General features: G+C 53.0%; 22 protein-coding genes, 1 tRNA gene and 1 riboswitch. Of the genes, 9 read left to right on the top strand and 14 right to left on the bottom strand.

Features of this window, described 5'->3' with window-relative positions; all coding sequences use genetic code 11:
- Positions 1–84 precede the first annotated feature (84 nt).
- A complete protein-coding gene (locus tag H8B13_RS05580; RefSeq protein ID WP_187309847.1) occupies positions 85–675 on the top strand; it encodes a hypothetical protein in 591 nt (196 codons plus the stop codon).
- A gap of 37 nt (positions 676–712) precedes the next feature.
- Positions 713–1,930: a class I SAM-dependent methyltransferase gene (locus tag H8B13_RS05575; protein ID WP_187309846.1), complete on the top strand. Its 1,218-nt coding sequence runs from the start codon at positions 713–715 to the stop codon at positions 1,928–1,930.
- 125 nt (positions 1,931–2,055) lie between these two features.
- On the opposite strand, the gene H8B13_RS05570 is transcribed toward H8B13_RS05575, so the two are convergent.
- Positions 2,056–2,661 (bottom strand): DNA-3-methyladenine glycosylase, encoded by a 606-nt coding sequence (locus tag H8B13_RS05570; protein ID WP_187309845.1) that lies wholly within the window; start codon positions 2,659–2,661, stop codon positions 2,056–2,058.
- 112 nt (positions 2,662–2,773) lie between these two features.
- Positions 2,774–3,002, top strand: a riboswitch (cobalamin riboswitch).
- Positions 3,003–3,161: 159 nt separating this feature from the next.
- Here H8B13_RS05570 and H8B13_RS05565 point away from each other — a divergent pair.
- Positions 3,162–5,138, top strand: a complete 1,977-nt coding sequence (locus tag H8B13_RS05565; protein WP_187309844.1) for a TonB-dependent receptor — start codon at positions 3,162–3,164, stop codon at positions 5,136–5,138.
- Positions 5,139–5,169: 31 nt separating this feature from the next.
- Complete coding sequence (locus H8B13_RS05560; protein ID WP_187309843.1) at positions 5,170–6,261, top strand: DUF5074 domain-containing protein; 1,092 nt, start codon at positions 5,170–5,172, stop codon at positions 6,259–6,261.
- A 65-nt stretch (positions 6,262–6,326) separates the two neighbouring features.
- On the opposite strand, the gene H8B13_RS05555 is transcribed toward H8B13_RS05560, so the two are convergent.
- Positions 6,327–6,629, bottom strand: a complete 303-nt coding sequence (locus H8B13_RS05555) for a hypothetical protein (RefSeq protein ID WP_187309842.1) — start codon at positions 6,627–6,629, stop codon at positions 6,327–6,329.
- A 164-nt stretch (positions 6,630–6,793) separates the two neighbouring features.
- On the opposite strand from H8B13_RS05555, the gene H8B13_RS05550 reads away from it, so the two are divergent.
- From H8B13_RS05550 to H8B13_RS21150, 3 genes are all read left to right on the top strand, one after another.
- Positions 6,794–7,138 (top strand): hypothetical protein, encoded by a 345-nt coding sequence (locus H8B13_RS05550; protein ID WP_187309841.1) that lies wholly within the window; start codon positions 6,794–6,796, stop codon positions 7,136–7,138.
- 497 nt (positions 7,139–7,635) lie between these two features.
- The gene (locus tag H8B13_RS21505) at positions 7,636–8,205 is read left to right on the top strand and encodes a helix-turn-helix domain-containing protein (protein WP_133271623.1); all 570 of its coding nucleotides are present in this window, start codon (positions 7,636–7,638) and stop codon (positions 8,203–8,205) included.
- A gap of 136 nt (positions 8,206–8,341) precedes the next feature.
- Positions 8,342–10,648, top strand: a complete 2,307-nt coding sequence (locus H8B13_RS21150) for a B12-binding domain-containing radical SAM protein (protein WP_187309840.1) — start codon at positions 8,342–8,344, stop codon at positions 10,646–10,648.
- A gap of 33 nt (positions 10,649–10,681) precedes the next feature.
- Here H8B13_RS21150 and H8B13_RS05535 read toward each other — a convergent pair whose 3' ends face one another.
- The 3 genes from H8B13_RS05535 to H8B13_RS05525 are packed head-to-tail and all read right to left on the bottom strand — an operon-like array spanning position 10,682 to position 13,068.
- Complete coding sequence (locus tag H8B13_RS05535) at positions 10,682–12,208, bottom strand: hypothetical protein (RefSeq protein WP_187309839.1); 1,527 nt, start codon at positions 12,206–12,208, stop codon at positions 10,682–10,684.
- Positions 12,209–12,223: 15 nt separating this feature from the next.
- Positions 12,224–12,760, bottom strand: coding sequence for a GNAT family N-acetyltransferase (locus H8B13_RS05530; RefSeq protein ID WP_187309838.1), 537 nt, complete (start codon positions 12,758–12,760; stop codon positions 12,224–12,226).
- Positions 12,761–12,819: 59 nt separating this feature from the next.
- Positions 12,820–13,068 carry a hypothetical protein gene (locus H8B13_RS05525; RefSeq protein ID WP_187309837.1) on the bottom strand — a complete coding sequence of 83 codons (249 nt, stop codon included), beginning with the start codon at positions 13,066–13,068 and terminating at the stop codon, positions 12,820–12,822.
- Positions 13,069–13,218: 150 nt separating this feature from the next.
- Between H8B13_RS05525 and H8B13_RS05520 the strand changes: the two genes are divergently transcribed.
- Together H8B13_RS05520 and H8B13_RS05515 are read left to right on the top strand one after the other, a co-directional pair.
- Positions 13,219–13,291, top strand: a tRNA-Gly gene (locus tag H8B13_RS05520).
- A gap of 564 nt (positions 13,292–13,855) precedes the next feature.
- The gene (locus tag H8B13_RS05515) at positions 13,856–14,305 is read left to right on the top strand and encodes a hypothetical protein (protein WP_187309836.1); all 450 of its coding nucleotides are present in this window, start codon (positions 13,856–13,858) and stop codon (positions 14,303–14,305) included.
- A gap of 58 nt (positions 14,306–14,363) precedes the next feature.
- Here the strand turns inward: H8B13_RS05515 and H8B13_RS05510 are convergent, their stop codons facing one another.
- From H8B13_RS05510 to H8B13_RS05470, 9 genes are all read right to left on the bottom strand, one after another.
- Complete coding sequence (locus H8B13_RS05510) at positions 14,364–14,936, bottom strand: hypothetical protein (protein ID WP_187309835.1); 573 nt, start codon at positions 14,934–14,936, stop codon at positions 14,364–14,366.
- A 53-nt stretch (positions 14,937–14,989) separates the two neighbouring features.
- Positions 14,990–15,136: a hypothetical protein gene (locus tag H8B13_RS05505; protein WP_187309834.1), complete on the bottom strand. Its 147-nt coding sequence runs from the start codon at positions 15,134–15,136 to the stop codon at positions 14,990–14,992.
- Positions 15,137–15,518: 382 nt separating this feature from the next.
- Positions 15,519–16,706: an acyltransferase family protein gene (locus H8B13_RS05500; protein WP_187309833.1), complete on the bottom strand. Its 1,188-nt coding sequence runs from the start codon at positions 16,704–16,706 to the stop codon at positions 15,519–15,521.
- 971 nt (positions 16,707–17,677) lie between these two features.
- A complete protein-coding gene (locus H8B13_RS05495; RefSeq protein WP_222841342.1) occupies positions 17,678–18,055 on the bottom strand; it encodes an HNH endonuclease signature motif containing protein in 378 nt (125 codons plus the stop codon).
- 490 nt (positions 18,056–18,545) lie between these two features.
- The gene (locus H8B13_RS05490; RefSeq protein ID WP_187309832.1) at positions 18,546–19,673 is read right to left on the bottom strand and encodes an AAA family ATPase; all 1,128 of its coding nucleotides are present in this window, start codon (positions 19,671–19,673) and stop codon (positions 18,546–18,548) included.
- A complete protein-coding gene (locus H8B13_RS21670; RefSeq protein WP_187309831.1) occupies positions 19,663–19,962 on the bottom strand; it encodes a helix-turn-helix domain-containing protein in 300 nt (99 codons plus the stop codon). The genes H8B13_RS05490 and H8B13_RS21670 overlap by 11 nt, the downstream gene beginning before the upstream one ends.
- Before the next feature lie 121 nt (positions 19,963–20,083).
- Complete coding sequence (locus H8B13_RS05480; protein WP_187309830.1) at positions 20,084–21,685, bottom strand: hypothetical protein; 1,602 nt, start codon at positions 21,683–21,685, stop codon at positions 20,084–20,086.
- 9 nt (positions 21,686–21,694) lie between these two features.
- Positions 21,695–23,068 (bottom strand): site-specific integrase, encoded by a 1,374-nt coding sequence (locus tag H8B13_RS05475; protein ID WP_187309829.1) that lies wholly within the window; start codon positions 23,066–23,068, stop codon positions 21,695–21,697.
- A 319-nt stretch (positions 23,069–23,387) separates the two neighbouring features.
- Positions 23,388–26,180, bottom strand: coding sequence for a PAS domain S-box protein (locus H8B13_RS05470; RefSeq protein ID WP_187309828.1), 2,793 nt, complete (start codon positions 26,178–26,180; stop codon positions 23,388–23,390).
- Positions 26,181–26,259: the final 79 nt, after the last annotated feature.

The raw sequence follows: 26,259 nt of genomic DNA, 5'->3' as shown, positions 1-26,259 counted from the left end.
TTGAAAGTTTTTGTTCTCACTGAACTAATTCCGCCGCCCTGTAGTCCCTTATCCTTTACCTACCTATTGCCGCTTGCTGCTCCTATGAATATCCATCCTTTTCGTTCTTTTGCCTTATTGCTCAGCTTCTTGCTAACATTTAGGGGTGCGCACGCTCAGCAAACTCCCACTATTTTGCGCCTTAGCCCTGAGGACCAAGGCCGTGGCCTGAATGGCTCCCAAAAGAACTTCTATTTTGCCCCCCAGGGTAATAATGAGTACCAGAACGCCGGCTTTTTTGGGCAGCGTTTGCGTCCTTATTTGGCTGGTAATACCCAGGCTTTAGACCACTTAAATCGCTACCGGCAGCAAAAATGGCTGTTCTTGGCCGAGCGTTTAACTTTTGTAGGCGCCTTAGGCTTTTATGGCCAACAGGTGCTGGCGGGCGAAGGCGAGGAGCGCTACTTCAGCAATCCACAGAAGATTGCAATAGGTGTAGCCGCTGCCAGTTTGCTGGCTAATGTGTTCATCAGCCGCAACACCAATACTCATTTTCAACGAGCTGTAGAAGCGCATAACGCAAGCTGGCCTGCTGCCCGCGGGAGCGTTTTTCAGCGTATATCGCCTGCTGCTGTAGGTCTTACTGCTGCTCCCACGGGCAAACCTCAGTTGGCTTTGCGTTGGAATTTGCGCTAGGTTGCGCTAAAGAGAGCGTTTTTGCGTAAGCATAGCTATGGACTTTCCGCTGCCCGACGCGGCCCGTCAGTACGTTGCCGACCACCTGCACCACGACCCCGCCCAACTTGCCCTCCAGGCCCGACGCTTTCCGGGCCTGCCAGTGCCCGACCTTGTACGCCAGATTCAGGCGCGCCAGAAGGCTCGCTCCAAAATTCCAGCTTGGGCTGATAATCCCGACCTGATTTTTCCCAGCGCAGTATCTGTTGAGCAGGCTTCCTCAGCCCGGGCGGCTGCTTTTAAGGCAAGCCTCGTAAGCGGACAACGATTAGCTGACTTGACCGGTGGCTTTGGAGTTGATGCCACGTATTTTGCCGCCCTCATACCAGAGGTGCATTACGTAGAGCGCGACCCCAAACTGGTAGCGGTAGTAGAATATAATCTGGCGCAACTCGGCATTAATACAGTGCACTGTCATGCCGGTGATGCCGTGGACTTCCTCAAAAACACGCCGGATACGTTCGATTGGATTTACCTCGATCCGGCGCGGCGCGATACGGCAGCCCGTAAAATATTCCGCCTACAGGATTGCGAGCCCGATGTACTCCGCCTCTTGCCTTTATTACTGCATAAAAGCCGTCGGGTATTGCTTAAAACGTCGCCCATGCTTGATATTGAGCAGGCCCTGAGCGAGTTGCGACAAGTGCGCCGCTTATGGGTGGTAGCCGTTGACAATGAGTGTAAAGAAGTATTGTATGAGCTAGGGCCAGAGGCTGCCGTAGATCCGGAGCGCTTTACGGTCAATCTGCTGCGCAACGGAGAGCAGCAGGAATTTCGTTTAAACAGGGCCCGGGAGGCGCGCGCGATACCACGCTACGCTGAGCCCCAACAGTATCTGTACGAGCCGAATGTGGCAATACTTAAAGCTGGTGGTTTCAAGAGCATAGGCACTGCCTTTGAGCTGCTGAAGCTTCACCAACACAGCCACTTATACACCGCCGACACGCTTCGACCCGACTTCCCAGGACGTATTTTCCGCATTCGGGCCACCGAGCGCTACGACCGCGACGCCCTCCTCCCCCACCTTGGACCCGAGGCTCGCGCCCACGTCACTACGCGCAACTTCCCTGACTCCGTAGCTGAGTTTCGCCTTCGAACCGGTATCCGGGAGGGTGGCGATACGTATCTGTTTGCTACCACCGACCTGCGCGGCCGTCTTATGGTGCTGGTCTGTGAGAAAAGCCAAACCGCAGATTTTTCAGACTGGACAGAGTAATCAGATTGTGTAATCAATTCAATAATTATCTACAGATATAAAAAGCCCCCATAATACATCTGGGGGCTTTTTATATCTGTAGATGAGAAGAAGTCCGTCTGCTCATCAGGGCGATTTATTTGTAGTTAGGCTTTGCTTGTCCATGGACTGCCGATGATGCGAAAGCGCCAAGGCAGGTTGGCTGCTTCATCGCCGGCATAGGCTAGGCCTACGCGTGGGCTACGCTTCACCTGCTCGTCGGGAATTATTTCGCCATGGTCTTCTAGCCAAAGAATGTCGCCTTGTAGGTCAGTACCGGTGAGAGCAGGCGTAATATTCAGGGCCTGCGTAAGTAAGCCTGGGCCAGCAGTCAGTTTAGGAGAAATTATTGCTTGGCCGCGTCGCTGCAGCATTATCTCTATTCCTTCTGAGGGCTCAATAGCCCGAATGAGCACAGTGTCAGGCTTATTGGCTTCATTGGTACTGATGTTGAACAGAGTATGCCGTTGATATACCTGATAGAGATACGCATGGCCGCCCGGCTCCAGCAAAGGCTGTGCGTGTTTTCCACGCCGTTTGAGGTGCATCGTAAGGGAATTGTCGCCGACATGAGAATACGCCTCGGCTTCCACAATGCGACCACCCGTCAGCTCACCATTCAGGTTTGAAAAAACATGCTTGCCGAGCAACTCGCGAGCAATTTGGACAGGATCGGGGCGACGGTAGAAGCTGGGGGGCAATTTGGTGGCCATTATCTATTCTATCAGAGTATTTTCAACTCCTATACGGCTACAGATGAGTTTGTACTTACTCGATCAACTTGTGGCTTAGCTTCGTAAGCGTTGTATTCGGCTGAATGCCGTTATATTTGCGCCTGTTATAGGTGGCCAGACCCCGATTGTGGGGCGAGGCTGAAAAGGGAATCCCGTTCAAATCGGGAGCTGTCCCCGCAACTGTACGCTTCATAGAAGGGTGGGCCAATTCACCTGCCACTGTTTCGTTGAAGGCTTCTACCCTAGCAGGAGCCCGAGAAATGGGAAGGCGGCACCACTCGAAGCAAGCCAGGAGACCTGCCTGTACAAGTTTAATGTTCAGCGCTTTCGGAGGAAAGGCGGAGAATGAATGCAGTGGCCGCTCCGTGCGTCCGGTTTCCCTGTTTTCGGCCTCGGCTTCGCGATAGTTTTCCTGCTTTAGGAGAATTTATGCGAGGTTTTGAACTGAATTTTCCTAAACCGAAAATTTAGTTCGGATCATGCGTACACAAAGATTTTGGCGGCGCTGGCTTTTGGCGGCAATTGGGTTGTTGGGGGGCTTTTTCGGCGCTTCTTCTAGTCAGGCCCAGCAGACTCACGCCGTCGGTAGTTCACCTTCCGATTCCAGTCAGCTTTCTACCGTTCAGGTGTTGCCCGATGTGCGGGTACAGGCCGCCCGCCCCGGCCGGTTTGCCGTAGGAAGCCGCCTCACTACTATCGACTCGTTGGCCCTAACTCAGTACCGCACGGGCACACTTACAGACGTACTAGCGGCACGCACACCCTTATTTATTAAGAACTACGGGCCGGGACAGCTGTCTTCTATCACCATTCGGGGTACCTCGGCCAGGCACACAGCAGTGCTGTGGAATGGCTTCAATATCAACTTGCCTTCGCTAGGAGAGGCTGATTTTGCCCTTTTACCTGCCGGTGGCAATACCAGAGTTGATGTACAACATGGACCCGCCGGCGCTACGTATGGCACCGGCGCCGTGGGCGGCACCGTACTACTTTCCTCGCCTATTCGATGGGGAGCAGGCACCCAAGTAAGCGCACAGCTTGATGCGGGCCAGTATGGTTTGGAGGCTGGGAGTCTGGAAGGTCGCTTTAGCAACCAAAAAGTAGCTGTGCGTACGGCGGCTTCCTACCGTGAAGCCCGCAACGATTTTCCCTATAACTCACCCGAAATAACGGGCTTAGTACGTCGGCGGCAGCAGAATGCGGCTGTGCGCCAGTGGAGCCTAAGTCAGGATGCCACTCTGCGTTTGGGGGAGCATGGCGAGCTCATGGCGGCCATCTGGCTCACGGATGCCGACCGGCAGCTTCAGCCCGCCATTGGCTCAGGCAACAACCATGCTCGCGAGCAAGACCAAAGCCGCCGCCTGCTGGCTGGCTACCGCCACGTAGCCTCCGGGCGTCATGAGTCGGCGGTGCGGGTAGCGTGGTTTGAGGACGTTATTGATTACCAAAACGACGATCTGACGAGTAATTCGCGTGTCCGCACCACACAGGCACAGGCCGAACACACAGTTACTTTCAACTCAAAAGCGAGCCTGCGAATAGGTGGCGAAGCGCAACACTTCGCGGCTGAAGTGGACGGCTACGGAAAACCAGTGTCCGAAAACCGGTTTTCTGGCTTCGGGCTGCTACGCTACGATCCTGTTCCTCGCTTGCAACTCACGGCCAATCTGCGGCAGGCATTCATCTCGGGCAGACGGCCACCGCTCGCTCCTACCGTGGGGGCCGAGTGGCAGTTTTGGCAAACTCCTGTTCAGCAAGTATCGCTGAAAGTCAGTGCCTCACGTAGCTACCGTGCGCCTACCCTGAACGAGCGTTTCTGGCGTACAGGCGACCCGAACCTTCGCCCCGAAAACGGCATTGGCTACGAAGCTGGCCTGCGGCATCAGTTCACTAAGAATGCCCCCTGGAATCTTCAAACAGAACTCACGGCCTATCACCAGTTGGTAAATGATTGGGTGCAGTGGTTGCCGAATACCCAAGGAGATTATACGCCGCGCAACCTGCGCCAGGTACGCGCCCGTGGTTTGGAAGCCAGTTCTCAGCTGACTGGCCACTGGGGGGCTTATTCACTCGTTGCGCGTGCGGCTTATGGCTTTACCGAGTCGGAAAAGGTAGAAGGCCGGGCTGAAGACCCCGACCCCTCGGGTCGCCAGCTGCCTTACGTGCCGCTGCACTCATTTGCCTTCACTACTGATCAGAGCTGGCACAAATGGCAGCTTACTACTGGCCTCACCTTCACCGGCTACCGCTACACCGACGCTTCGGCCGTCGACTTCCTGCCGTCTTACACCCTACTGAATGCTAGCCTGGGCCGGACGCTGGCTATTGCGCCTAACTGGGCCGTGACAGTGCTGGCGCAAGGTTTCAACCTCACCAACCGCGACTACCAAGTATATGCCTACCGGGCCATGCCGCCCCGCAATGCCGCGCTCAGTCTCCGCCTCACTTGGCGCTAATCAAGCTTCCTTTCTTTTTACCCTTTTATATATGTTCCAACTCCGTCTTTCTCCTTTTCTCACGCGCACCCTGCTCACGGGTATCGGCGCGCTTACCCTGTTTGGCTGTGATCCAGAAAGTGATGGTCCGCTTACCGGTCCGCCCGCGCCTGCTGGTAATGGGTCTAATGTGTATGTCGTGAATGAGGGCCAGTTTAACACTCCTAACGGTGCCATCAGCTTATTTAGCAAAACGTCTAAGACGGTTGTCGATAATAACCTGTTCACTAAAGTCAATGGCCGCATTCTGGGCGATGTGGTGCAGTCGATGACCGTAGTTGGTGACCAGGGCTACATTGTGGTAAATGCGACTGGCAAGGTAGAAGTGGTAACCATGGCCGACTTTAAGCAGGTAGCTACTATCGACCGGTTGCAGCAGCCGCGCTACCTCGTAGCCGTAAGCTCATCGAAAGCATACCTGTCGGAGTGGGTTGAACGGGGCAAGCCAGGCCGGGTGGCGGTCATAGATCTGCGCACGAATACCGTAACCAAATCTATTCCGGTAGGCCGTCAGCCCGAGCAGCTGCTTTTGGCTAATGGCCGTTTGTACGTCGCGAACTCAGATGAAAACACCATCAGTGTTATCAATCCCACTTCTGATGCGGTAGAAACCACCATTCAAGTACAGGATGGCCCTAGCAGTTTAGTGCAGGACAAAAATGGCAATATATGGGTGGCTTGTGCGGGCATTACCCGCTATGGTCCGGCGCCCACCTTTGCCGTTGTTTCTTCTACCAAGGGCAACATGATTCGGTTTGCGCCAGGCACCCCGACCAACCAAACTGTTCTTCCATTTGCTAGTGGCGGCCCCAGCAATCTGGTTATCAACGGAGCTAAGGACCAGCTATACTATAGCTATGGCAGCGCCGTATATCAGCTTAACGCAACCGCTACGACGTTGCCCGCTACGCCTCTTTTGCGTCGGAACTTCTACGGCTTAGGCATCGACCCGCAGGATAACACGATTTACGGGTCTATTGCCCCTTTCACGACTACCGGTAAGGTTATCCGCTACCAACCCACGGGCATGGCCATCGATTCGTTTGGCGTGAACATTGGCCCAAATAGCTTTGTGTTTTACTAAGACTTAGGTTTAACTCAATAAAAAAGCCCCCCAGACAAGTCTGGGGGGCTTTTTTATTGAGTTAGTTACTGTGGGCCGGCCTTGCCATTCACGTTTTCGTCACGGCGGTCATCGGCTTCGTCATACACCTGCTTGCCAGTTTTTACGGTAGAGGTATCGGCCGTAGCGCCGTTGGTGGCAGCGTCGGAGGTCGTGTAGAGCTTATCGTCCGGGTCGTTGGCATCCGACTTATTTTCGTTTACCTGCTCTTTCGCGGAGCCGCTTTCTACGTTGGTTTCGCCTGGGTCGGTGCCGGTGCTGCAGCTGGTGAGCGAAACGGCAAGAATGCCCCCCAGGAGCACAATTCGAGACAAAAAGGAAGTTTTCATGAGTTGGGTGCAAGGATATACAAGGCAATAAAAGGGGTCAGGCTATGATACGGTAGTTTATGATGGTAGTTGGTTTTCAACGGAGACGATACGATGTCGAACTAGAAAAATTAAATGGATGTATGTACATTAGAATTCGCAAACCGAACCTCAACCCTTCGCTTATGCTCATTTCTTCGGCCCCACTCCATGCTGCGCAACGCTTTTCTGCGCTCGGAGCCTTAGCGGGACAACTGGCCAGCGAACACCGCCCATCCGGGCCTAATCAGTTGTCTGTTTTAGTTTGTCTAGCTGAGGAATCCGAGGGCCGCACTGACCGGCTCGACCTTTTTCGTTCGGAATATCCTATCTTGAGGGCTGCCTATCAGTCCAATGGCAAAAACAGCATCTCCAAGCGTATTCGTCTGGATGCTACACTTACCGAATTGGGTACTTGGGGCTCGTGCCCCGCATCCGCCGAGACTTTATCTCACCGTTTGCAAGCCGAATTTGGCTTGCCTGTCACGTAGCTTCTTAAGCAAATGAATACTTGGTCTGATGACGACCAAGAACAACCCTTACAACACGAGCTACCGGGCTGGGTAGCCGCGCGGAAGGCTCAGAATTTCTAGAAACAATATCTTTGTCATTCTGCTTACACTTTTGCAATGTCTGCCAGTCGCTCTGTACTAGTCACTTATCGTCCATTATTGCGCCGTACGGGCATAATAGCCGGCATAAGCCTACTACTCGCCATTTTGCTGGTGATCTACGTATTCGGTGTGCAGAATGAATTGTTGGTCCGTGTGTTTGGCGCGTTTTTTTTATTTTTCTGGCTCTTAGCCGTTACCTTTTTAGGTGTTGTCCCTTTCATAAACTGGGCGGCAGCTAACTGGTTCGGTCCGGGTTGGGCAGTAAATCAGCCTAAATCCGATCAGCGTGCGCGTTCTGTTGCAGTTCCTAACTCACCTTCGCGGAAGTCGGCTCGTCTGGCCCCGCGTTCAGACCAAAAACCAAAACCTCGCCCGTGAAAACTACGCTGCTCTACATTAAAAACATGGTTTGCCCACGTTGCATTGAAGCCGTGCACCACGTGCTCGAACAGGCTGGGTATCAACCTACAGAAGTCAAATTGGGCCATGCCCAACTAAAGCACACCACGCCCGTCGACCCCGCTACGGTAGCTCCTTTGCTGCGCGAAGCTGGTTTCGATGTCCTGACCGGGCGTGCCGAGCAGCTTACCGAGCAAATAAAAACTTCCTTAGCTGAATACCTGGAGCACTTGCGCACCGCGCGCATGCCGCTCACCACGTCGGCCTTCCTCACCGACCGATTTTCGGCTACGTATTCACATTTAAGCAAAGTCTTTTCGCGCACCGCCAACCTCACCATTGAGAAATACCTGATTCGTCTTAAGATTGAGCGCGTCAAGGAAATGTTGAGCTACGGTGAGTTGACGCTCAGCGAAATAGCCGACCACATGCGCTATAGCAGCGGTCAGCATCTGAGCAATCAGTTTCGGCAGGTAACGGGCCGCTCCGTCAGTGAATTCCGCCGCGACCTGATGCCGAAGCGGATGTCGCTGGACGAATTATAGGAAAGCTGGGGGCTTTTTGCTCCTCAGTGTTCGGGCAAACTGCACCTCATAGGCAAAACACTGGCAGCGTGGCGGAACGGATTCGTGCGCCGTCACGGTTCGGTATCTTTGTGCCCTTTCCCGTTGTTGTGCCGTCGTGAGTAGTCTTCGCATTCTTCTTGTAACCCCGCCGCTTACCCAGCTTAACACGCCGTACCCGGCTACAGCTTATCTAAAAGGCTTTCTGCGCGCGCGCGGCTACGCCAGCACGCAGGCTGACCTTGGCTTAGAGCTGGTATTAAAGCTTTTTTCGAAGAATGGGCTGCGGCGTGTGTTTGAGGCTATCGAAGCTGGCAGCTTTGAGCTTTCGGATAATGCCCGGCGGATGGTGCGGCTGCAACACAGCTACTTAGCTACTATTGAGCCGGTCATCCGCTTTTTGCAGAACAAGGACAATACGCTGGCCCCACGGATCTGTCATGGCCGCTACCTACCCGAAGCTTCCCGCTTTGATAACGTAGCCGACCTTGATACAGCATTTGGCACCATGGGCCTCACCGATCAGGCCCGCCACTTAGCCACGCTTTACCTGGAAGACCTCGCCGACTTAATAAAAGAAACGGTAGGGCCGCAGTTTGGCTTTTCGCGCTACGCCGAAAAGTTGGCATTATCGGCTACCAGCTTCGAGCCACTGTATGAGGCGTTGCAAGCACCGCCAAACCTGTTGGATCAACTGCTGCTAGAATCGTTTGATGACCTTGTGGCGCGCACGGAGCCTGATGTCGTTGGTTTCACGGTGCCGTTTCCGGGTAATTTATATGGAGCGCTGCGCCTCGCTGGGCGTGTGAAAGAGCTACGGCCGGAGGCCAAAACCCTTATGGGCGGCGGCTACCCTAACACCGAGCTACGTCAGATAAAGGAGCCGCGCTTCTTCGATTATATCGACTATTTGACGCTGGACGACGGTGAAGGACCGTGGCTGCGGCTGCTTGAGTTTATTGAACAAGAACATATAGACCGTTATGCAGCGCAGCGCGAAGCATCTCGCGTGTTTAGTGGGAGTACTAACTTCTCGTCAGCACGCGAGATGCTTCGCGCCGCGCTGCATGACGGTCAATTATATAAATCTCATCTCCAACGCACCTTTCTGCGCAATGAAGCTGGTGAGGTAGAATACTTGAATAACACGGAAGCTCCGAATATTCCGCACCACGAAGTAGGTACGCCCGACTACAGCGACTTGCCTTTGAGTGAGTATTTGTCGGTGATAGAAGTACTGAACCCGATGCACCGGCTGTGGAGCGACGGGCGCTGGAACAAGCTTACCGTAGCCCACGGCTGCTACTGGAAGCGCTGCTCTTTCTGCGATGTTACGCTCGACTATATCTCCCGCTACGAAACGGCCCCCGCCGCTCTACTCGCCGATCGCATCGAGCAGATTGTGCAGCAAACCGGCCAAACGGGCTTTCACTTCGTCGACGAAGCTGCCCCGCCCCTGGCCCTGCGTGACTTGGCCGTGGAGCTACTAAAACGCCGCACCAACATCACTTGGTGGGGCAATATTCGATTCGAGAAAACCTTCTCTCCCGACATCTGCCGCTTGCTGGCGGCTTCTGGTTGTATTGCGGTTTCGGGTGGCTTGGAAGTAGCGTCTGACAGGCTGCTGGCGCTGATGGAAAAAGGCGTAACCATTGCCCAGGTTGCCCGCGTGACGGATGGATTTACCCAGGCGGGCATCATGGTGCACGCCTATCTGATGTATGGTTTCCCGACTCAAACCGCTCAGGAAACAATTAATTCGCTGGAAGTAGTGCGCCAGCTATTCGCGGCGGGCGTCATTCAATCGGGCTACTGGCACCGCTTTTCCATGACGGCACATAGCCCCGTGGGGAAAAATCCGGCGAAGTATCAGGTAGTGCCCATCGGTCCAGAGCCCGGCGACTTTGCCTGGAATGACCTTTGGCACGACGACCCCACCGGCGCCGACCATGAGCAATTTGGGCCCGGCTTGGCGAAAGCCCTCTATAATTATCTGCACGGGGTGAATCTGGCGGAGCCGCTTTCTTTTTGGTTCGATTTCAAAGTACCCCGCCCTACGCTACCACGTCACCTGATTCAACAGGCCGTACAGGAAGCGCCCAAGCCAGATTTTGCGAAGCAGAATCTGCGTCTATTTTGGCTCGGAAACGCCCCAGAAATTCGGCTGGAATCAAGCAAAAAAGCCCCCCAGGCCGTACTCACTTTCTACGAGCAGGCCGAAGACTTTGAGGTAAAGACAATACCCACCATTGGTCAATGGCTGTACACACTTCTTACCCAGCTCACCACCGACTATGACACGAAAGTGTTGTTGAAAGAGGCAGCCAGCAGTTTTCCAACGGCCGAAGCCGGTCTTTCCTTCGAGCGCTTCCTGAGTTCAGGCACTTGGTTGAAGCTCCGCGAGAAAGGCTTGCTGCTGTTTTAAGGACTTACTGAGGAGAATTTGCCTACTCCTTTCTTATCGCTCCAGTCGCTCGCGTAGCCAAGCGGTGAGGTCGTCCACATAGCCAGGAACCGGGCTTGGCCATTGCCATTTACCATTCTGGGTGCCGGCTGGCAGCAAGAGCTGTTGGTCGGCGCCAGCATAAACCCGCACCACGGAGCCCCGCCGGCGACCGGCATTCCCGCGTAGGCGGTTGGCGCTGGCTTGTACATTCAGGGTTGTATCGGCCCCGCCATACAGTAGCAAAACGGGTACACGTACCTTCTCCCAAACTGCCCTAGGGTCGAAAACTAGCTCCTGCCACTTCGGTTGTTCCAATTCGGCTTTGCTCGGCACCCAAGTGGGCAAACCAGTAGTGGCAGCCCACGGTTGGGGGGCTATTTTGCGCAGATTACGGTGCAGCTTTGTCGTATCACCTCGTCCTTCGCGTCGCACATACTGCTCTAGTTGAGTGCGAGTAAGCGCGACTAGTCGCCGGTCGGCTGCACTGGCGTCCTGCTGCCGCAACTGACGGTCAATCTCTTCGGCATTCTTGGCTGCATTGGAAGTTCCGGGCGCGCCCAAAGCCACCACGTACTTTATTAAGCTGTTCTCCTTATTGTCTTGGCTGGCTGCCAAAGCCAGCGCCGTAGCTCCGGCGCCGCTCCCCACCAAACCAATCTGCGTGGTATCGACGCCCGCAACGCGCTTCAGCGCCCGAGCAGCCGCCAGCACATCAGCGGCCAGCGAATTGGGACTCACTGAGGACACGGCAGTAGCTGGCCGTCCGGCTACCAGCATAACCACCACACCCCGCCGTGCCAACAGATCCGTTAGGATATGCATAGCCAGGGACGCGCGCTGGGGGGCATTTTGGAGCAATACTACGGCTGGATGCACTTGTAATGTATCATCAGGCATGAGCACGGTGGCTGGCAACGTACTGCCGCCACTGCGCACGCGCAATGACTGTTCGAAGTAAGGCAATGGCTCCGCATCACCGCGGCGCACCATTAGAATTTCGGCTTCTGTGCTGTCAGCCGCGAATTTTCCTTTCAGGAAATCACCTTCACGCGTCAGATTGATTACAAAATCGGAAGTGGTGCCCGTAGTCCAGCGCACTATAAGGCGCGGATGCTGATACGTCATCTGCTGGGCAGGTAGGCTTAGGTTCTGACGATCGGCTAAGCGCACCTCGCCTTGCAACTGGCCGGGCTTTACTTCACGCAAATCAAGCGTAGCACGCAACTCTGTGCCCTGGTAGGTAATTGGCCCCTCGAAATGCCCGGTAGGCGGCGGCATATTAGCCGCTTCACGCCCATCAGATGAGCAGCCACTGAGCAGATAAATCAGCAGAAATGGCAGCCACCAATGACTCAGCTTAACCGATAAAAAAGAATACAAAGGGGTAACGCGCCGGTCTTTTCGCACAACAGAAGGGTTGGTGAGCAATACGACAAAGTAACGCAGTTGACGCGGAAGACGCGGTTGCGTTTCATTTCCCTGCTCCTTGAACTGCCGAGTAAGTACTAAAAAGAACACGTAAGTCCAGAACGCAGTCACGCAGTGTGGGGGCTTTTACAAGCCTTTGCGCAGGATCAAATCGTTCTGAACATCATCCCCCAGCTGAAACGCATGGCGACCTATCTCCTTGAAGCCAAATCGCTTGTAAAACTCCACTGCCCGGCGGTTATGCTCCCACACTCCCAGAACGATGGTGCGGCAGTTGTGCGTGCGCGCTTCTTCTATTGCCCGGCGCATGAGCGTAGCCCCTAATCCGGTGCCGAGCCAATCTTCGCGTACATACAAACGCTCAATTTCCAGGCGGCCAGTCGCTGGCTTTCCTTCTTCTAAGCCCAAAACAGAGTTGAGCGCTAACTTGGCATACCCCACCAATTCCTGCTGCATATGGGCCAGCACAAACGTGGTCTGCGGATCTTGCAGTTCCACCAATTGCTTTTCCGGAGTGAAGTTCTCGGCTATGTAAGCGGCCATGTCCTCCGGCCGATTATCGGCGGCGAAAGTAGCCTGGAAGGTTTGGCGACCTAATTCAGCCAGTTGAGCAGCCACCGGAGCGGTACGTTTGGCCACCGTAATGCGGAGCGGAGAAGACATAGTAAGCCAGGGGTAAAAACAGTGCAAAGCTACACCGTGAGCAGGGAGCAGCTACCAAATCAGGAAATGGAATGGTCGCCGGGCTCGTCGGAAGCCTTGCCATCGCGCCGCATTCGCCAGCCAAAACGAATCATAAGTACTGCCACTACCAAAGCAATTACGCTCATGGTAAGGCGAAATGCATCCACAGTGCCACTCTGCCAGGCAGCATAATGGCCCGGCAGACGGATAAGCTGAAGCACAAACAGCGTGACTCCTGCTATCAAATACAAATAGCTACGCGAACGGTTAGCCGGCAAATCAGCCATAGCGGATGCATTCAAAGATAAATGACCAAAAAAAGACCCCAGGACAAGTCAGTAACACAGACGTTGCTTCAACGCACCGCCTTCCTTACCCGATACGCGCGGTAGTTGTAAATTGATTTATGCAACGTATTTTTGTTCTACCAATCTCCCGCGAGAGTAGCTCAGTTGGTAGAGCATCAGCTTCCCAAGCTGAGGGTCGCGAGTTCGAACCTCGTTTCTCGCTCATTCATAATCAGCCACTTAACAACAATGTTGAGTGGCTGACTTGTATTTGGTTTACACGTTGGTTTACACCACGCTTTACATTCCTTCTGGCCGGTAGTGCAAATAGGCGCAGCGGTGTGCAACTCAGCTACTCTTAGGAATGAAAGGGGAGCGGATATTTCAAGGAGGTGTGAAAAAATGCTTCATACCGGCTCAATATGATGGCGAAGGTCAAGGGCGAAGCGAGCATTAGAAACAGGAATGTTTCCGGCCATGCGGCCCTTACCAGGGGGCTGCGTCGCACCCAGAGGCCGATACAGGTAATACATATGAAATAGAAATGGGCATTGGAGACGAAGGAGGTAAAACGACTTACTATGTTTAACTCCGCTCTAAGCCGTCAACCAACTAAAGCCATAGTAGTAGTTACGTCGGGGCACCCTGCTCGAAAGCGAGCCGCCTAAGCCATAAGCTAAACTCTTGTCGTCTGTCTTGCTTAGGCTGAGACGATAGCAAAAATTATTGGATCGCTATTTGAATATGCGCGGCTGAGTCTAACTTTTTCTCTTAATCGCACCATCGCATGAACACGATACAACAAAAATTAGCAGGCGCGGCCTTTTTACTTGGTATATGCTTGACGAGCAATGTCGCCCTTGCGCAAAACGCGGTGCGTACGGCCACGCAGCAAGGACACGGGGCGTTCGTCTCGAAAACGGAACAGGTCTATGATATTCCCAACGCCAGCTTGGGCATCCCCACCTTGGCCAGTGATGCCGTCCTGCCCATGAAGCAGGTAAAGTTTGTCATCACCCCCTCAGGCAATTCCACTTCGGTACTGACAGGTACATTGCCGGCCGATAAACGGCCCGCCCAGCGTGTTGTCTTCAACTCCACCTACACGGAAATAGCGGAGGGCCCCACCAAAGGTCAGGTCTATAATACCGTAGCCGTGACGGAACCCACTGGAGCTGTTACCTACACCGGCACCCTGAAGGGCAATGGGAAAGGGAAAGGGAAAGCCAAGAAGTAAGCTGTAGACTAAATCCTGCCGAATCCAGAAGCCCCAGCTTACGCCGGGGCTTCTTTGTTTATGAGGCTAAATCCCACTGCGGTTCAGTGTACTCCGTCCTGCGCGCTTCTGGTTTGCGTTGTCGCCAGATATGGTACTGAAAAGCAACGACGCTGAAAAATATGTTCCGGGGCGAATCTCCCTGCTTGTGAGGTACTGGTGCACCATCAACAATAGGTCCGGTTAGCTTTTTACATATTGCCGCAATTTCTGGCTCCGAAAAGGAAAACTTCAAATCAAATCTGTGAGCAAATTTATTGCGTATTGACCCTACCAGTTCACAGTTTATGCGCTCCGCCGGCGAAATAAGCCCTAATGCATAAGCCATATTTGTTCGAGTATAGTAAGTGGTTGCCTTTATAAAACTCGCTGCTTTTTGATCAGATACCATAAATGCAACCAGCATATCTGCTAGTGCCCGGTCTAGCCAACTAGTAGCGAATATGGCAAGCCCTCTGTCTGATTCCGCTCTTAATTCGGCCACAAAGCCTGAATGCTCTTGTAATTCCCTGCGGCTCTGCTCCAGTCGTGCTTGCCAAAGAGGATTGTCGAAAGGACTTCTTAAGGAATCTTTCGCTGGGGAAGGGTCCATAATTATATCTGCAAGAATTTGGGGGAAATAGCGCCGAGGCCAAATGTGGACACCTAAGCTACTAAAAAGCCTCGACGCGGGCGCAGGCCGGTGTCGGAAACAAAGCACTCGGGCGTAATGCGCTCCACTAGGGGAAGCGACTTGGCGGCAAGCTGCTGGATCAATGAGGCGAAAGCCTCCGTAGGGGTTGGTACGTGCATGAGCAATGGGATGAGGGTTGATGATTACGTTGTGCGTTTTGCTTTATAGCCTTGTGTGCGCAGCACGCTTGCGCTCCTAACGATGGCTCAGCAGCCGTTAATAAGTTTCAAAAATGAATATCAGCAGGGCGGGTGGGGCCTAATCAGAAGGCACCGGGGATTTTAGAATCGCTTTTCCTTTTAGGTCGATGCTATGAGAATACGGTACTTGGTCTTTTGTCACACTCACATAATTTAGAATCGCCTCGGCCTGGTCAGTCGGAATTTGTTTGTGGAAAGCCTACAGGTTGTTGGGCCTCAATACAAGCGAGTCGCACAAAAAAGCCCCTCCGTTTTGGGAGAGGCTAAGATGAGCTACAGATATTTACTCCGTGCTTCTAATCTAAACAGATGGCTGTGGTAAAATGGCTTCAACTGGAGATACAGACCTTTTTGGTTTGATTATAAATTGATGCAGAGGCTTTTCCACGTATGTATAAAGTAGGATAGCTACGCCATTCATTACTATAAATTTGATAGTAGCACTACCCGGAAATAGCTTCTCTAAGGCGACATACAAAATACCCCAATGAATGAGGTAGAAAGCATAAGAGCTTTTCCCCAACAGATCGAACGTCTTAGTTTCCAGCAACTTTCGCAGGTAGGATTTTTCGTGAATTAAGCCAAAGAAGAGCAACACGATGCCCAGGGGAAGCACTATGTTGTTTACGGCAATGGATAGCGGGTGGCTGGGGCCATCTAGTAGCGTTGAAGGTGAGCCAATTGCAGCAAGGGACACTAAGCACAGCAGTATCCACCCACTTCCTAAGACCGTTATTTTAGGAAAGGAGTTGGATTGGCGTATTTTACGCTGGTGCATGAATAGCGCCAAGCCCATCCCACATAGGAACTCAAAGCATCGACCAAAAAATGTAAAGTTGAACATAAATGGCAGAGAGCCGAAAAACCCATAGGAGTTTTTTGGGCCTATTCCATAAACTAAAGCTATACCGATACTGACAAGAACAAGGGCGACCAGAATAATCAGGTTCTTGCGTCTAGCTAGTATCAGAAATATAAATGGGGCAACGAAGTAAAAACATTCTTCCACGGTCAGCGACCATGCAGGGCTTATGCCAGTAAACATCAGTTGATTGGAAAACCCCTTGAGAAACGTCAAATTAAGAAAGGGCACGAGCAACTTATCTGATGCATTATATTTTGTCCATACGTGCATGGCATCGTAAGAGGGGTCTATCTCATAGACAGCAAATGTGACAATGGTCAATAGAAAATATAGCGGATAAATGCGAGCGATCCTGTTTCGTATATAACGCTGTACCCAGTTACGGGATATCTCAACCCGTTTGAAATAGCGGGCAGTAATCAGAAAGCCGCTTAAGACAAAGAATATAGTCACCCCCGTGTTAAAATAACCAGATAGTGTCGTTAGAAATCCTAAATCATTAAAAGGATTCACATGAACAATAAAGACCATGTAGGCAGCGATGGCTCGAATACCAGTTAATGCGGGATAGTAGGTAGGCGATTGCTTGGATGGATGCGCTTCGGGTATATTCGGTAATGTCATACGGTGCTAAGTGTAGCAGAGGAAGGGGAATTAGGGTACACAACATGAAGTGCGGTGGCATTCATGTTCCCGCAAAAATAATCCCAGCAAGTTTATAGCACAGAAAGAATTACCAACCGTAGAGCCAGACAAGCAAGCAAAGCTGCTGCGGACATGGCCAGGATTCAGCCTAGCACCTCCGCCTCGCCTATTCATTGTATGCAAGCACGGAGTGTGATTCGGCGTTTGGTATTTCTTTTCATAGCAAAGGCAGATTTGGTTGCACGTTGGAAAGCAAATCAGGTCTCCAAATAAAAAAGGGCATAAGGGCACCCTTCGACTTAGCACTCACCGGGGTAAGTAGAATTAGTTTTCCTTTTTGAGCGATGTGGTGAGAGAAGGGTACTTGGTCATTTGTCGCAAGCATAGCCCTCAGGAACGTCTTGGCCAATGACCAGCTGGCACCAACTTGCGACAAGACTCTCGCATGTCCCTTTTTAACTGGTTGACAACGGCCAATCCATCGATGGTCAGCAGAAGTTGCCGCGCGGCCCGTCGTCGTGGGGGAAGCCGTTGTAAGTATCCAGCGGCTTCCAACCGCCGGATATACGCCCGTAAAAGTGACTTACTGAGCCAGCCAGTTTCTAAATACACGGCGCTTGCGTTATAGACCGTTTCCTTGCGAACGAGATCCACTGCCAGCAGAAGCAATAAAGCCGCTGGGGGTAATTTGTATGTGCGCTGGAGCTTACGCAAAGCGGCTGGCGCAACAATGCTATACAGCATGGGGTGGGGATCGGAATAGTGGCTCTTATCGTATGCCATAAAAATGAGGATATGGCTGCGTAGTGCAGCATTTTGAGAGGAAAGGATGAGGCTTACACCGGTAAAATCAGCTACTAGCTAGACAGCCCGGCAAGGGAGTGAAAGCTCGGTTTGTGCTAGTAGTTTTTCAGACCTTGACAGAAGTTTATGAGCAGGGCGAGGTACCCCTACTTCCAGAAAGGGAACCGTTGCTGCCTAGTTCGGGCGAACCGCAGTTCTCGGGCGTGGCGGTAATTTTCCCGGTTGGTCACCCACTCCAAGTTGCTGACGTGGTTGTTGAGTTGGTTGCCGTCCTTGTGGTTGACCTGATCTTTGCCAGCTATAAGCGACAAAAAGCGTTCAGCTACCAACCGATGAACTAGCAAGCGGCTTGGCTTGCCTTTGTCTAGGTACAGCTCTACTTGCCGGTAGCCTTTGGTTTGAATATTAGGTTTCATAAGGCAAGGCTTGCCCACTGTGGAAAGCACCTGGCCGCATCGGCTCACGTAATAGCGCGGCCAACCTTTAATGCGGAAGAACAGCGTCTCCGCGTGGTAAATAGTCATGGCATTCATTGGGGAAGGGCATGAGGGAGCCGGGGTGCCCATTTTTGGGGTGCCCGGAGGGATGGTTTCGACTGTTCAGGGTGCCCAATTAGGGCTATCAGAGGGGAGAGGCGTGGACGTACTGCCGCGCTCCGCTTGCCGCCTTCGCTCCGCTGCGGCTGGGGTGAGCTATGCTTTTATTTACACGGAGCGAAAGCACAACACATCAGCAACGACCGGCCAATGCTCCTTTCAGTCCGCTTGGCCTACGACTCACTTTTAAAAGCTGAGAGTAGGAAGGCAAAAGGAAAAAAAGAGAAGGGCCAACCTGACCAGAGGGAAGGTTGAAGGCTCAGCGCCTAGCGTCAAGGTTTGCTGACTGCCGCGCCGTTCGGGCAATGTGGCAACGTGGCAATGACTAATAGGGTATTTGCCAGTTGCCTATAAGTACAAAGAAGCAGGCACATTGTGGCAGCAGGTAGAGGGCCTACAAGGGATTGCCAGCTTGCCACTATCCAGCCGGGACCAACTGGTACAGGGTTTTTGTGCCCAGCTTCGCGGTTTCCAAGCGCACTAGCTGACCTTCTCTATTAGGGAACGTGGTGCCTACGGTTGCCTTTAGTCGGCCGCGTATCGTGCGCTCGCCAGCCTTTAACGTTTCGCAGAGTGCGGCCACTACCTGCTGTTGGGGGGCTGGCTGAGCAAGAGCAACCAGTAGGGCGGCAGGCAGTTGGTCGGGGGTAGCAACCTTCTGGCGGGCGGCGCGGGCTTCGGTTACCTGCGCCAGGGTAGCGGAGGTAAACTGCTGGGTGGTCTCATCGTAGCGGGCATGAAACGTCAGACCGGGCTTACCGTGGCGGCGCTTCACGTAGCGCAATTCCAGTACGTCAGTGGCCGTATTGCCCGCTGCTTTGATATAGCCAATCTGTAAGGCCGTGCCGCCTTTGTTGATAATCTCAGTGCCTAGGTGGCCCCTTGCTTTGGCGGTGCCGGGGTTTTCGTGAATGACGCAGATAAAGGTGACATCGTAGGTGTTAATGCTCTCGTTCAGCATATCCACGAATTGCAAGCTGTCCCGTGAGTCGTTGAAATCCTCAATGCAATCCGTGATAATGTCGATAATTACCACGAGGTGCATTCCCTGAGCTTCCGTCCGGACGTGCTCTAAGTAGGCGGTCAGGGCTTCAAAGCGTTCTGCTCTATTAGTGATACCAATGAGCGACGTATGCCACAGATTCGCGGGGATTTGCTCGCGCCGGTAGCCGGCCCACAGTTTGAGCCGTTGGATGGCGGCGGGGTATTCACTACTTAGGTTGCGCTCGGTGTCAATGTAGACAATGCCGTAGCGGCCCGGGGCGCGCGTGAAGCCTAGGGTTTCGCATACGGCGTCTGGCCCGGCCAAAATCACAGCAGCCATGAGAGCCACTATCCGGCTTTTATGGGAGCCATTTTGCCCCTGTATGATACTGACAGTTCGTGCGAACAGGATAGCTTGCGCGTATTGTAGCAAGAAAGGGGGCTCCTCAATGTTTTCCTCCGTAGCCCGCTGTTTAATGCGTTCCTGCGCAGCCAGCAGGATTTTCAGCAGGGCCGGCCGTTGTTTCGGAGAGGGAACTTGAGAGTGGCTATTACCGGCCATTGCGCACCTCCTTCCCAGCGGCAACAACGCGGCTCCCGCCTTTCAAGTACTCTATTAACTCCGAACGGCTGAACGTTAGCCGTCCGCCTCTTTTCATAACTGGTATGGAGCGGCTGCTGACAAGTGCGTATACACGCGGCTTGCTCAGGCGTAAGATCTCACAGGCCAACTCGATATTCCCCAACTCTGGGCCTTGGTGCTGGGGCTGGTCCAGCCGTTGTAGTATTCGTTGCTGGTTGGCTTCTATGCGCTTCAACCAATCTTCTATTGTAATAAAGGGGTTGTTCATTGTGCGTCACCGTTTTACAGTAAGCACTATTGCTTACTAGTGGTTGGCGACGGTCAAAGATTGTTAGGACTTATTGCCAAGAATTGCCAATTGGCAATTCAGGCAAATCACATGATATAACTTATTGATTATTAATAGTTAGCCTTCCTCTGTATTTGCTCAGTTCTTTAGATACTGCTTCGAAAACTCTACTTTCAGCTCTATTTTTAAAATCATCCTTCTCCTTGTTTTCCCATTGGTCTGATAGGGTACGACGCATCGTACATTTTCCCAGTCCCGCTAACTCAAGCCACTCAGCAGCTCTAGTAGCACTTGCGACTGATAAAAATTCTTGAACTCGCAATGCTATTAACGCTGCTGTGCGCTCTCCTGAACTAGCATCCTCTGCTAGTATGCTTGTAAATATTCTCTGTACCTCTTCAATCTCAATATCTATAAGTTTTGCAATTGAGGTAGCTTGTCTTCCTGGTGTTTTTCTTCTCTCGAGTGTGAGTGCAGCATCAGACAACGAGGATACGACACTATCTTGTTGAATAGAGCTCACTGGTGATAAAGGAATCTGATGAAGATTCCAGCTCTCCTCAAATGTCAAAGCCTGCTTTGTAGCATCTTCCTGTTGTAGCTTGACTAAGTGCCTATCCTCCTTATTGAATAGATACTTAGTAGCCTTTTTCTCGCTTGTTAACTGTGCGTAACAATTCCACACCCATTGCTGCGTCTCCTGTATCACCCGCCTTGCTATGACCCTTACAAAAGCATAACTATCCCCTTCTATCTCCGCATCCCCAGATGTGCGATCGTGCTCTCTGTACTCGTGCATCATCTCAAGCTCTATTTTGAACCGAGAATAATTGCGCTCAAGATCTCTATGCCGAAAGGGTTGCATATAACTAGATCGGTTGCTTTCGGTCTTTAGCCAAAAGGCTAAGCTATCAGGGTTGCCACCAGCCCAACGTTCGATTTGACTGATACGAGCTGATTTTGACCATTCATTGCGCTGCTCTTCAGTCCATTGATTGAATATTTTAAGATAGTGTGGGGTTGGAGAATATTTAATTTGTATCTCATCATCATTGAAGTTCTTAAGTAGAAGTTTAAGCAAGCTTGCTTGCCTTTCTAATGATTTGTGCGTTGGAAAGCGAAGTTGTAGTAAGTCGCCTTCAACTGTTGAAATAAATGCGCGTTTGGCACTTTCCAACTCAAGTTCTAAGTCATAAGCTTGGCTAAACGTATAAGGTGCCTCTCGGTATGTTGGTGGCTGGGGACAATCAAAAGGCAATTCATAGGTACACGGCCCGTCCTTTTTCAGTAGCCCAACTAATTCAGCTAGTTCGTAATTGAGTGAGAAGCTACCTGGGGTCTTGCGAGGCGCCTCATCCTTATTGGTTTGGTAGATAAATTCGTAGAATGTCTGAGTCGGTGAAGAAAGTAACCTTTCAACATCTAAGAATAATAGGGTGGGAGTTGCAGCCAGTAGACGCGGACATTCTCTATCTCTAATAACTTCAAACTCCAAGTCTATATCCCCATTAGATTCCTCAATATCTCCGGTAGCTATTTCCACCTTTCGTAAGAAGCTACTGAATACTGGGTTGACAGTGGCATTTAAATTATAATGTGACACTTGCGTTACTGGCTCAAAGAGCCATCGCGATACTGGATTCTCCTGTGATTGGAAAAGTGAGTTGAATATAGGGCTAGAACTTTTTAATATAAATCGCATAAAATGAGTCTATAACAGGTTTTCAAAAGCTGAATCTAACACGTCTGACGCGAAGCTATCCAAGTACACGGCAGTAACTGCCTCAGAGGCGTGCCCCATGCTCTCGCTGATAATTGCTGTAGCCACTCCGGCCCGCTTTAAGCTTGTAGCAAAGGAATGACGGGCGACATAGGTTGTAAGGGGTATATCTATACCAATCTCCGCAGCCAGTAGCTTTAAGTCCTTATTTACTTGCCCTAGCACTTTGTGCAGCCGGTTTTTGATCTGCTGTTTAGTGCGGTGGGTAGCCGCATTGAGAACGGGGAAGATAAAGCTCTCAGGACCTGCATAAGTATGGGGCCGGTGGTAGTTGATAATGGCAGCGGCTGGGGGCTGTAGTTTCAAAGCAAATTTCCCCCCTGTCTTGTCGCGTACATACGCGAGCCGTAGGTTGCCACTGGTATCATTAGCTAGGTTGCGCCACTGTAGTTGAGCTAAATCTACCCAGTTAATGCCGCCAGCATAGAAGGAGAAGATAAACGCATCCTTCGCCAGTCGTAGCCGGTCAGTGGTTGGTTGATACGCTTCAATCTTGCGTACCTCGTCGCGGGTAATAGCTCGCTTGCTCGTGGACACATCGAACTTGCCCACCTGAAACTTGTGGCGTTCAGCCACGTTGCGAGCGAAGGGGTACTGTTCGGCTTTGGCTAAGCCATTTGCTATAGCCTTATTCAGCACGGCCCGCAACGTGCGGAACCGTAAGGAAAGCGTGATTTCCTCGGCTCCGGTGGCACGTAGGGTCGCTTCCCACTCATGGCAGAAACCTACGCTTACGCGGTCGAATGGAATATCATGCTGCCGTATCCACTCGGCCCGTTCCTTTTCTCTGCCTTTACCTAATGGTGGCTCTGGGGTGTTATCCTCCGCCGCGATGAACTTTGCTAGCTGGTTACCTAGGTCACGATACACCGTCGCATTGCCTATTTGTCCACCGGCTGCCATACCTGCCGCTAATTCCTCTATGTAGGCTAATAGCTTTACCCGACGTGAAGCCTTACGAGCTTCGGCTGCCTTACGGGCTACGTCGGCGGCGGTGTGCTGCTCATCATTGCGCGCAATCATTCCAGCGGCAGTCTCGTACTTTTTCTCCCACTCACCCAGATTAGTAATTAGCTGCTCCCGATAAGTGTCAGGATAGCTCTTACGAATGGACTTGCGGAAGTCGCCCCCTTTCTCTGCATTCCAGTATTTGGGGTGTAGCTTCTCCCCTGTCGCCAGATACTTACGCTTCCGGTCTTTGGTAATGCAGATTAGAAACGGGTGGGAGCCATCAGCCAGTACTTTACTGGTGTAGTATACGGCCCTTACGGTTGCCTTGCCTTCTTTGTGGTCGGTGGTAGCCATGCTGTGTAAACTACCGTTGGTTTACACGGCGGTTTACACAAACCTAATAGAAAACATGATAACAACAATACACCATAACATTAAAAACGCTGCTTATGAAGCATTTACAGCAGTATTAGCAGATAAGCGTTGATGCTAAATATACACTACCCATAGCTTCCCAAGCTGAGGGTCGCGAGTTCGAACCTCGTTTCTCGCTCATTCATAAAAAAGCCCCCCAGTAGCACTGCTGGGGGGCTTTTTATTTGGTGGCTATTGAAGCACACCTAACCTTTTAGCCTGATAGTAAACACCTGGTTTCTATCGCGTTGAAGATGGGTCATGTGCCGAGGGGCATGGCCGCGTGGGGCAAATGAACGAAAAAGGTTGTGCCCGCTCCGGCCTGGCTGTGCACTTCGACGCGGCCGTCGGCATTCTCCACCATCTTCTTGACCATGTACAGGCCAATGCCCGAGCCTTCGACGTGGTCGTGAAAGCGCTGAAACATCGTAAAGAGTTTGGGCAGGTGGGTGGCTGCAATGCCCAAACCGTTGTCGTGCACCTCCAGCACCGTGAAGCCCGTTCGGACGTGGGCCCGCACGTCGATGTGGGGCGTACAATCCGGAGAGCGGTATTTGAGGGCGTTGCTCAGGAGATTGTAAACGACCGAACGCAGGTTTTTCTCGGGGAAGAGCACCGGCGGAAAATCGGTTACCTCCACACGCAAGCGGGCCCCACTTGCTTGGATAAGGGGAGCTAAGTCTTGGCGCACATCTTCCACGATCACCGCTAAGTCAACCGCAGTGGTGGCGGGCGCGTGTTCTTTTTGCAGCTTGCTGACCTCGGTCAGGTGCTCGATAGTACGCTTGAAACGCTCGACCGACTCGCCCATAAGCGCTAGCGTCGGCTCGACATCTGCCCCCTGGGCCACCTCGGGCGGCAGGTCGGCGCGCAGCAGCTGTAGCAAGCCCTCGATGTTGGAAATGGGCGCTTTTAAATCGTGAGAGGCTGCATAAATGAAGTTATCTAAGTCTACGTTCGTGCGTCGGAGTTGCTCGTTGGCCTGCTTAAGGTCAGTGATGTCGATGGCTGACCCCACGTAGCCGAAGAGCTCCCCATTTGCCAGGAAACTCGGGGCGCCCTGCGCCAGCAGCCAGCGGTACTGTCCGTCGTGGTGCCGCATGCGGTGTTCCAAAATGTATGCTCGCCCCTGCCCTATGGCTTCCGACAACGTGTGCTGGGTCAACTCCAGTTCGTCAGGGTGCAGGTATGGCCTCCAACCTGTACGGATGTATTGCTGTTCGTTTTCCAAGCCGACAAAGTCGAGGAAGGCGCGGTTGACGTAGCGGATGGATGAATCTGGGTGCACGGCCCAAACCATGTTCGGAGCGGCGTCGGCCATGATACGGAAGCGGGCCTCACTTTCCTGCAACGCCGACAGGATGTGCTTCTGCTCCGTGACGTCGCGGGCGACCACCAACAGGTGGGGTTGGTTTTCCAGTTGTAAGCCGACCGCGCTGATTTCCACGGGGTAGACGTGGCCGTCTTTGCGCCGGTGCTGGGTTTCAAATAGCGGGATATGTTCCTGTTGCTGCACCCGGGCAAATAGCTGGCTGAAGGCTTCTTCCTGATAAATCGGGTCGATGTCAGGCACGCGCAGGTTCCTCATTTCCTCGGCCGTGTAACCCCACGCTTCCAGAGCCCGCTGGTTGAGATAGGCAAAGGTGCCATCTGCACGCATAAGGATGAAAGGGTCCCGGGCCTGGTCAGCCATAAATTTAAAGCGTTTGAGCTCCTCGCGGCTTTCCTCGCTACTCCGGCGGGCCTGTACCTGCTCCGTCACGTCGAAGCCAAAAACCAGTACGCCGTCAATATGGCCCTGCTCGTTGTAGCGCGGCTGCAAAACGTAGTTGAAGTAACGGTCCTCCAGCACCCCATCATCGATGCGCGCCAGGGGGGTATGCAGAGCCTGCTGCCAGCTGGTTTCGCCTGTTTCGAACACCTGCCGCATGGTGATGTACGTGGCATGATCGACCAGTTCCGGCAGGGCTTCCCGCAAGGGCTTGCCCAGCAGCTCGCGCTCGGGAAATAATTGCTGATAGATGGGGTTAACTAGTTCGAAGACCAGCTCCGGTCCGCCCAGGATGCAGATGGCCGCTGGAGCCTGCATAAACAGGCGTTCCAGGCGCTGGCCTTGCTCGCGTACCTGCAGAGTGCGTTCCTGCACGCGAGCTTCCAGCTCCCGGTTGAGCTGCTCGACCTGCAAGCGGGCTCGTACCTGCTCGGTCACGTCGGTTCCGATGGACAGAATGCCGATGATGCGACCATCGGGCTGGCGTTCGGGCTCAAACACGAAGTTCCAGTACACCACCTCCACTTGCCCGTGGCGGTTGATGGGCGTGGGCAACTCGTGGGCAGTATAAGGCGTGCCGGTGCTGAACACCCGGTCAAAGATGGCCACCACGGTGGGGTCTGCCGCCTCAGGCAAGATCTCGAACACGGGGCGGTGCAGCACGTCGGCGAGCGGGCGGTCCCAGATGGCCAGCGTTGCGGCATTGGCCATCTCTACGCGGTGCTGTGGCCCCCGGTAGACCGCCACCGCCATGGGAGCCTGGGCCATAAAGTCCCAAAACTCGTTGCGCTGATGTTCGGCCTGGACGCGGGCCTCTTGCTCGCGGGCCTGGCTCTCCCGTAGGGCGCTTTCGACGGGCGTGCGGGGCTGGTCGGCCGTGTCGGTGAAGCTCACCAGTAGTCCTTGCCCGGAGCGCTGCGCCGCGAGGCGGTAATAGTTGTCGTGGCCGTCGGCCTGGTAGTTGATATTGTATTCGCGCGGCTCACCCGAGAGAAAGGCGTCAATGTGGAAGGCGAAGGTGCCGTGGGCTTCACTCTGGGGCCACTGCTGCTTGTGGGTCACCGTGGGCCGTTCGGGCATCCGCAGCATACGCTGGGCCGCCGGATTGAGGTAGGTGAACGTGAAATCAGTAACCTCCCCCGCCGCATTGAAGAGGGGAGTATAGAAGATGACACCCGTGAGCGATACAGCTAGCAGGTCGCGGAGCAGGTCGTCTGGGGGAGCCAGCGAATCGAAAGGCGCGGAGGAATGAGAATCAGCAGAGGTTGGGGTCGTGGGCATAACTTCTGCGCGGGAAAGCGGACGGGTGGGAAGAGAGCTTAAAGCTACGAGAGTTTCGGGAGTCCCCGCACCCAACGCG

The organism is Hymenobacter sp. BT188, from assembly GCF_014333585.1.
In the GTDB taxonomy this organism is placed as follows: Bacteria; Bacteroidota; Bacteroidia; order Cytophagales; family Hymenobacteraceae; genus Hymenobacter.
This window is presented reverse-complemented; position numbering and strand designations above follow the sequence as displayed.

What these genes read in the sequence shown, in the direction of transcription:
- H8B13_RS05580 (WP_187309847.1), top strand. Translation starts at nt 85, where the DNA reads ATGAATATCCATCCTTTTCGTTCTTTTGCCTTATTGCTCAGCTTCTTG.
- H8B13_RS05575 (WP_187309846.1), top strand. Translation starts at nt 713, where the DNA reads ATGGACTTTCCGCTGCCCGACGCGGCCCGTCAGTACGTTGCCGACCAC.
- H8B13_RS05570 (WP_187309845.1), bottom strand. Translation starts at nt 2,661, where the DNA reads ATGGCCACCAAATTGCCCCCCAGCTTCTACCGTCGCCCCGATCCTGTC.
- H8B13_RS05565 (WP_187309844.1), top strand. Translation starts at nt 3,162, where the DNA reads ATGCGTACACAAAGATTTTGGCGGCGCTGGCTTTTGGCGGCAATTGGG.
- H8B13_RS05560 (WP_187309843.1), top strand. Translation starts at nt 5,170, where the DNA reads ATGTTCCAACTCCGTCTTTCTCCTTTTCTCACGCGCACCCTGCTCACG.
- H8B13_RS05555 (WP_187309842.1), bottom strand. Translation starts at nt 6,629, where the DNA reads ATGAAAACTTCCTTTTTGTCTCGAATTGTGCTCCTGGGGGGCATTCTT.
- H8B13_RS05550 (WP_187309841.1), top strand. Translation starts at nt 6,794, where the DNA reads ATGCTCATTTCTTCGGCCCCACTCCATGCTGCGCAACGCTTTTCTGCG.
- H8B13_RS05530 (WP_187309838.1), bottom strand. Translation starts at nt 12,760, where the DNA reads ATGTCTTCTCCGCTCCGCATTACGGTGGCCAAACGTACCGCTCCGGTG.
- H8B13_RS05525 (WP_187309837.1), bottom strand. Translation starts at nt 13,068, where the DNA reads ATGGCTGATTTGCCGGCTAACCGTTCGCGTAGCTATTTGTATTTGATA.
- H8B13_RS05515 (WP_187309836.1), top strand. Translation starts at nt 13,856, where the DNA reads ATGAACACGATACAACAAAAATTAGCAGGCGCGGCCTTTTTACTTGGT.
- H8B13_RS05510 (WP_187309835.1), bottom strand. Translation starts at nt 14,936, where the DNA reads ATGGACCCTTCCCCAGCGAAAGATTCCTTAAGAAGTCCTTTCGACAAT.
- H8B13_RS05505 (WP_187309834.1), bottom strand. Translation starts at nt 15,136, where the DNA reads ATGCACGTACCAACCCCTACGGAGGCTTTCGCCTCATTGATCCAGCAG.
- H8B13_RS05500 (WP_187309833.1), bottom strand. Translation starts at nt 16,706, where the DNA reads ATGACATTACCGAATATACCCGAAGCGCATCCATCCAAGCAATCGCCT.
- H8B13_RS05495 (WP_222841342.1), bottom strand. Translation starts at nt 18,055, where the DNA reads ATGACTATTTACCACGCGGAGACGCTGTTCTTCCGCATTAAAGGTTGG.
- H8B13_RS05490 (WP_187309832.1), bottom strand. Translation starts at nt 19,673, where the DNA reads ATGGCCGGTAATAGCCACTCTCAAGTTCCCTCTCCGAAACAACGGCCG.
- H8B13_RS21670 (WP_187309831.1), bottom strand. Translation starts at nt 19,962, where the DNA reads ATGAACAACCCCTTTATTACAATAGAAGATTGGTTGAAGCGCATAGAA.
- H8B13_RS05480 (WP_187309830.1), bottom strand. Translation starts at nt 21,685, where the DNA reads ATGCGATTTATATTAAAAAGTTCTAGCCCTATATTCAACTCACTTTTC.
- H8B13_RS05475 (WP_187309829.1), bottom strand. Translation starts at nt 23,068, where the DNA reads ATGGCTACCACCGACCACAAAGAAGGCAAGGCAACCGTAAGGGCCGTA.
- H8B13_RS05470 (WP_187309828.1), bottom strand. Translation starts at nt 26,180, where the DNA reads ATGCCCACGACCCCAACCTCTGCTGATTCTCATTCCTCCGCGCCTTTC.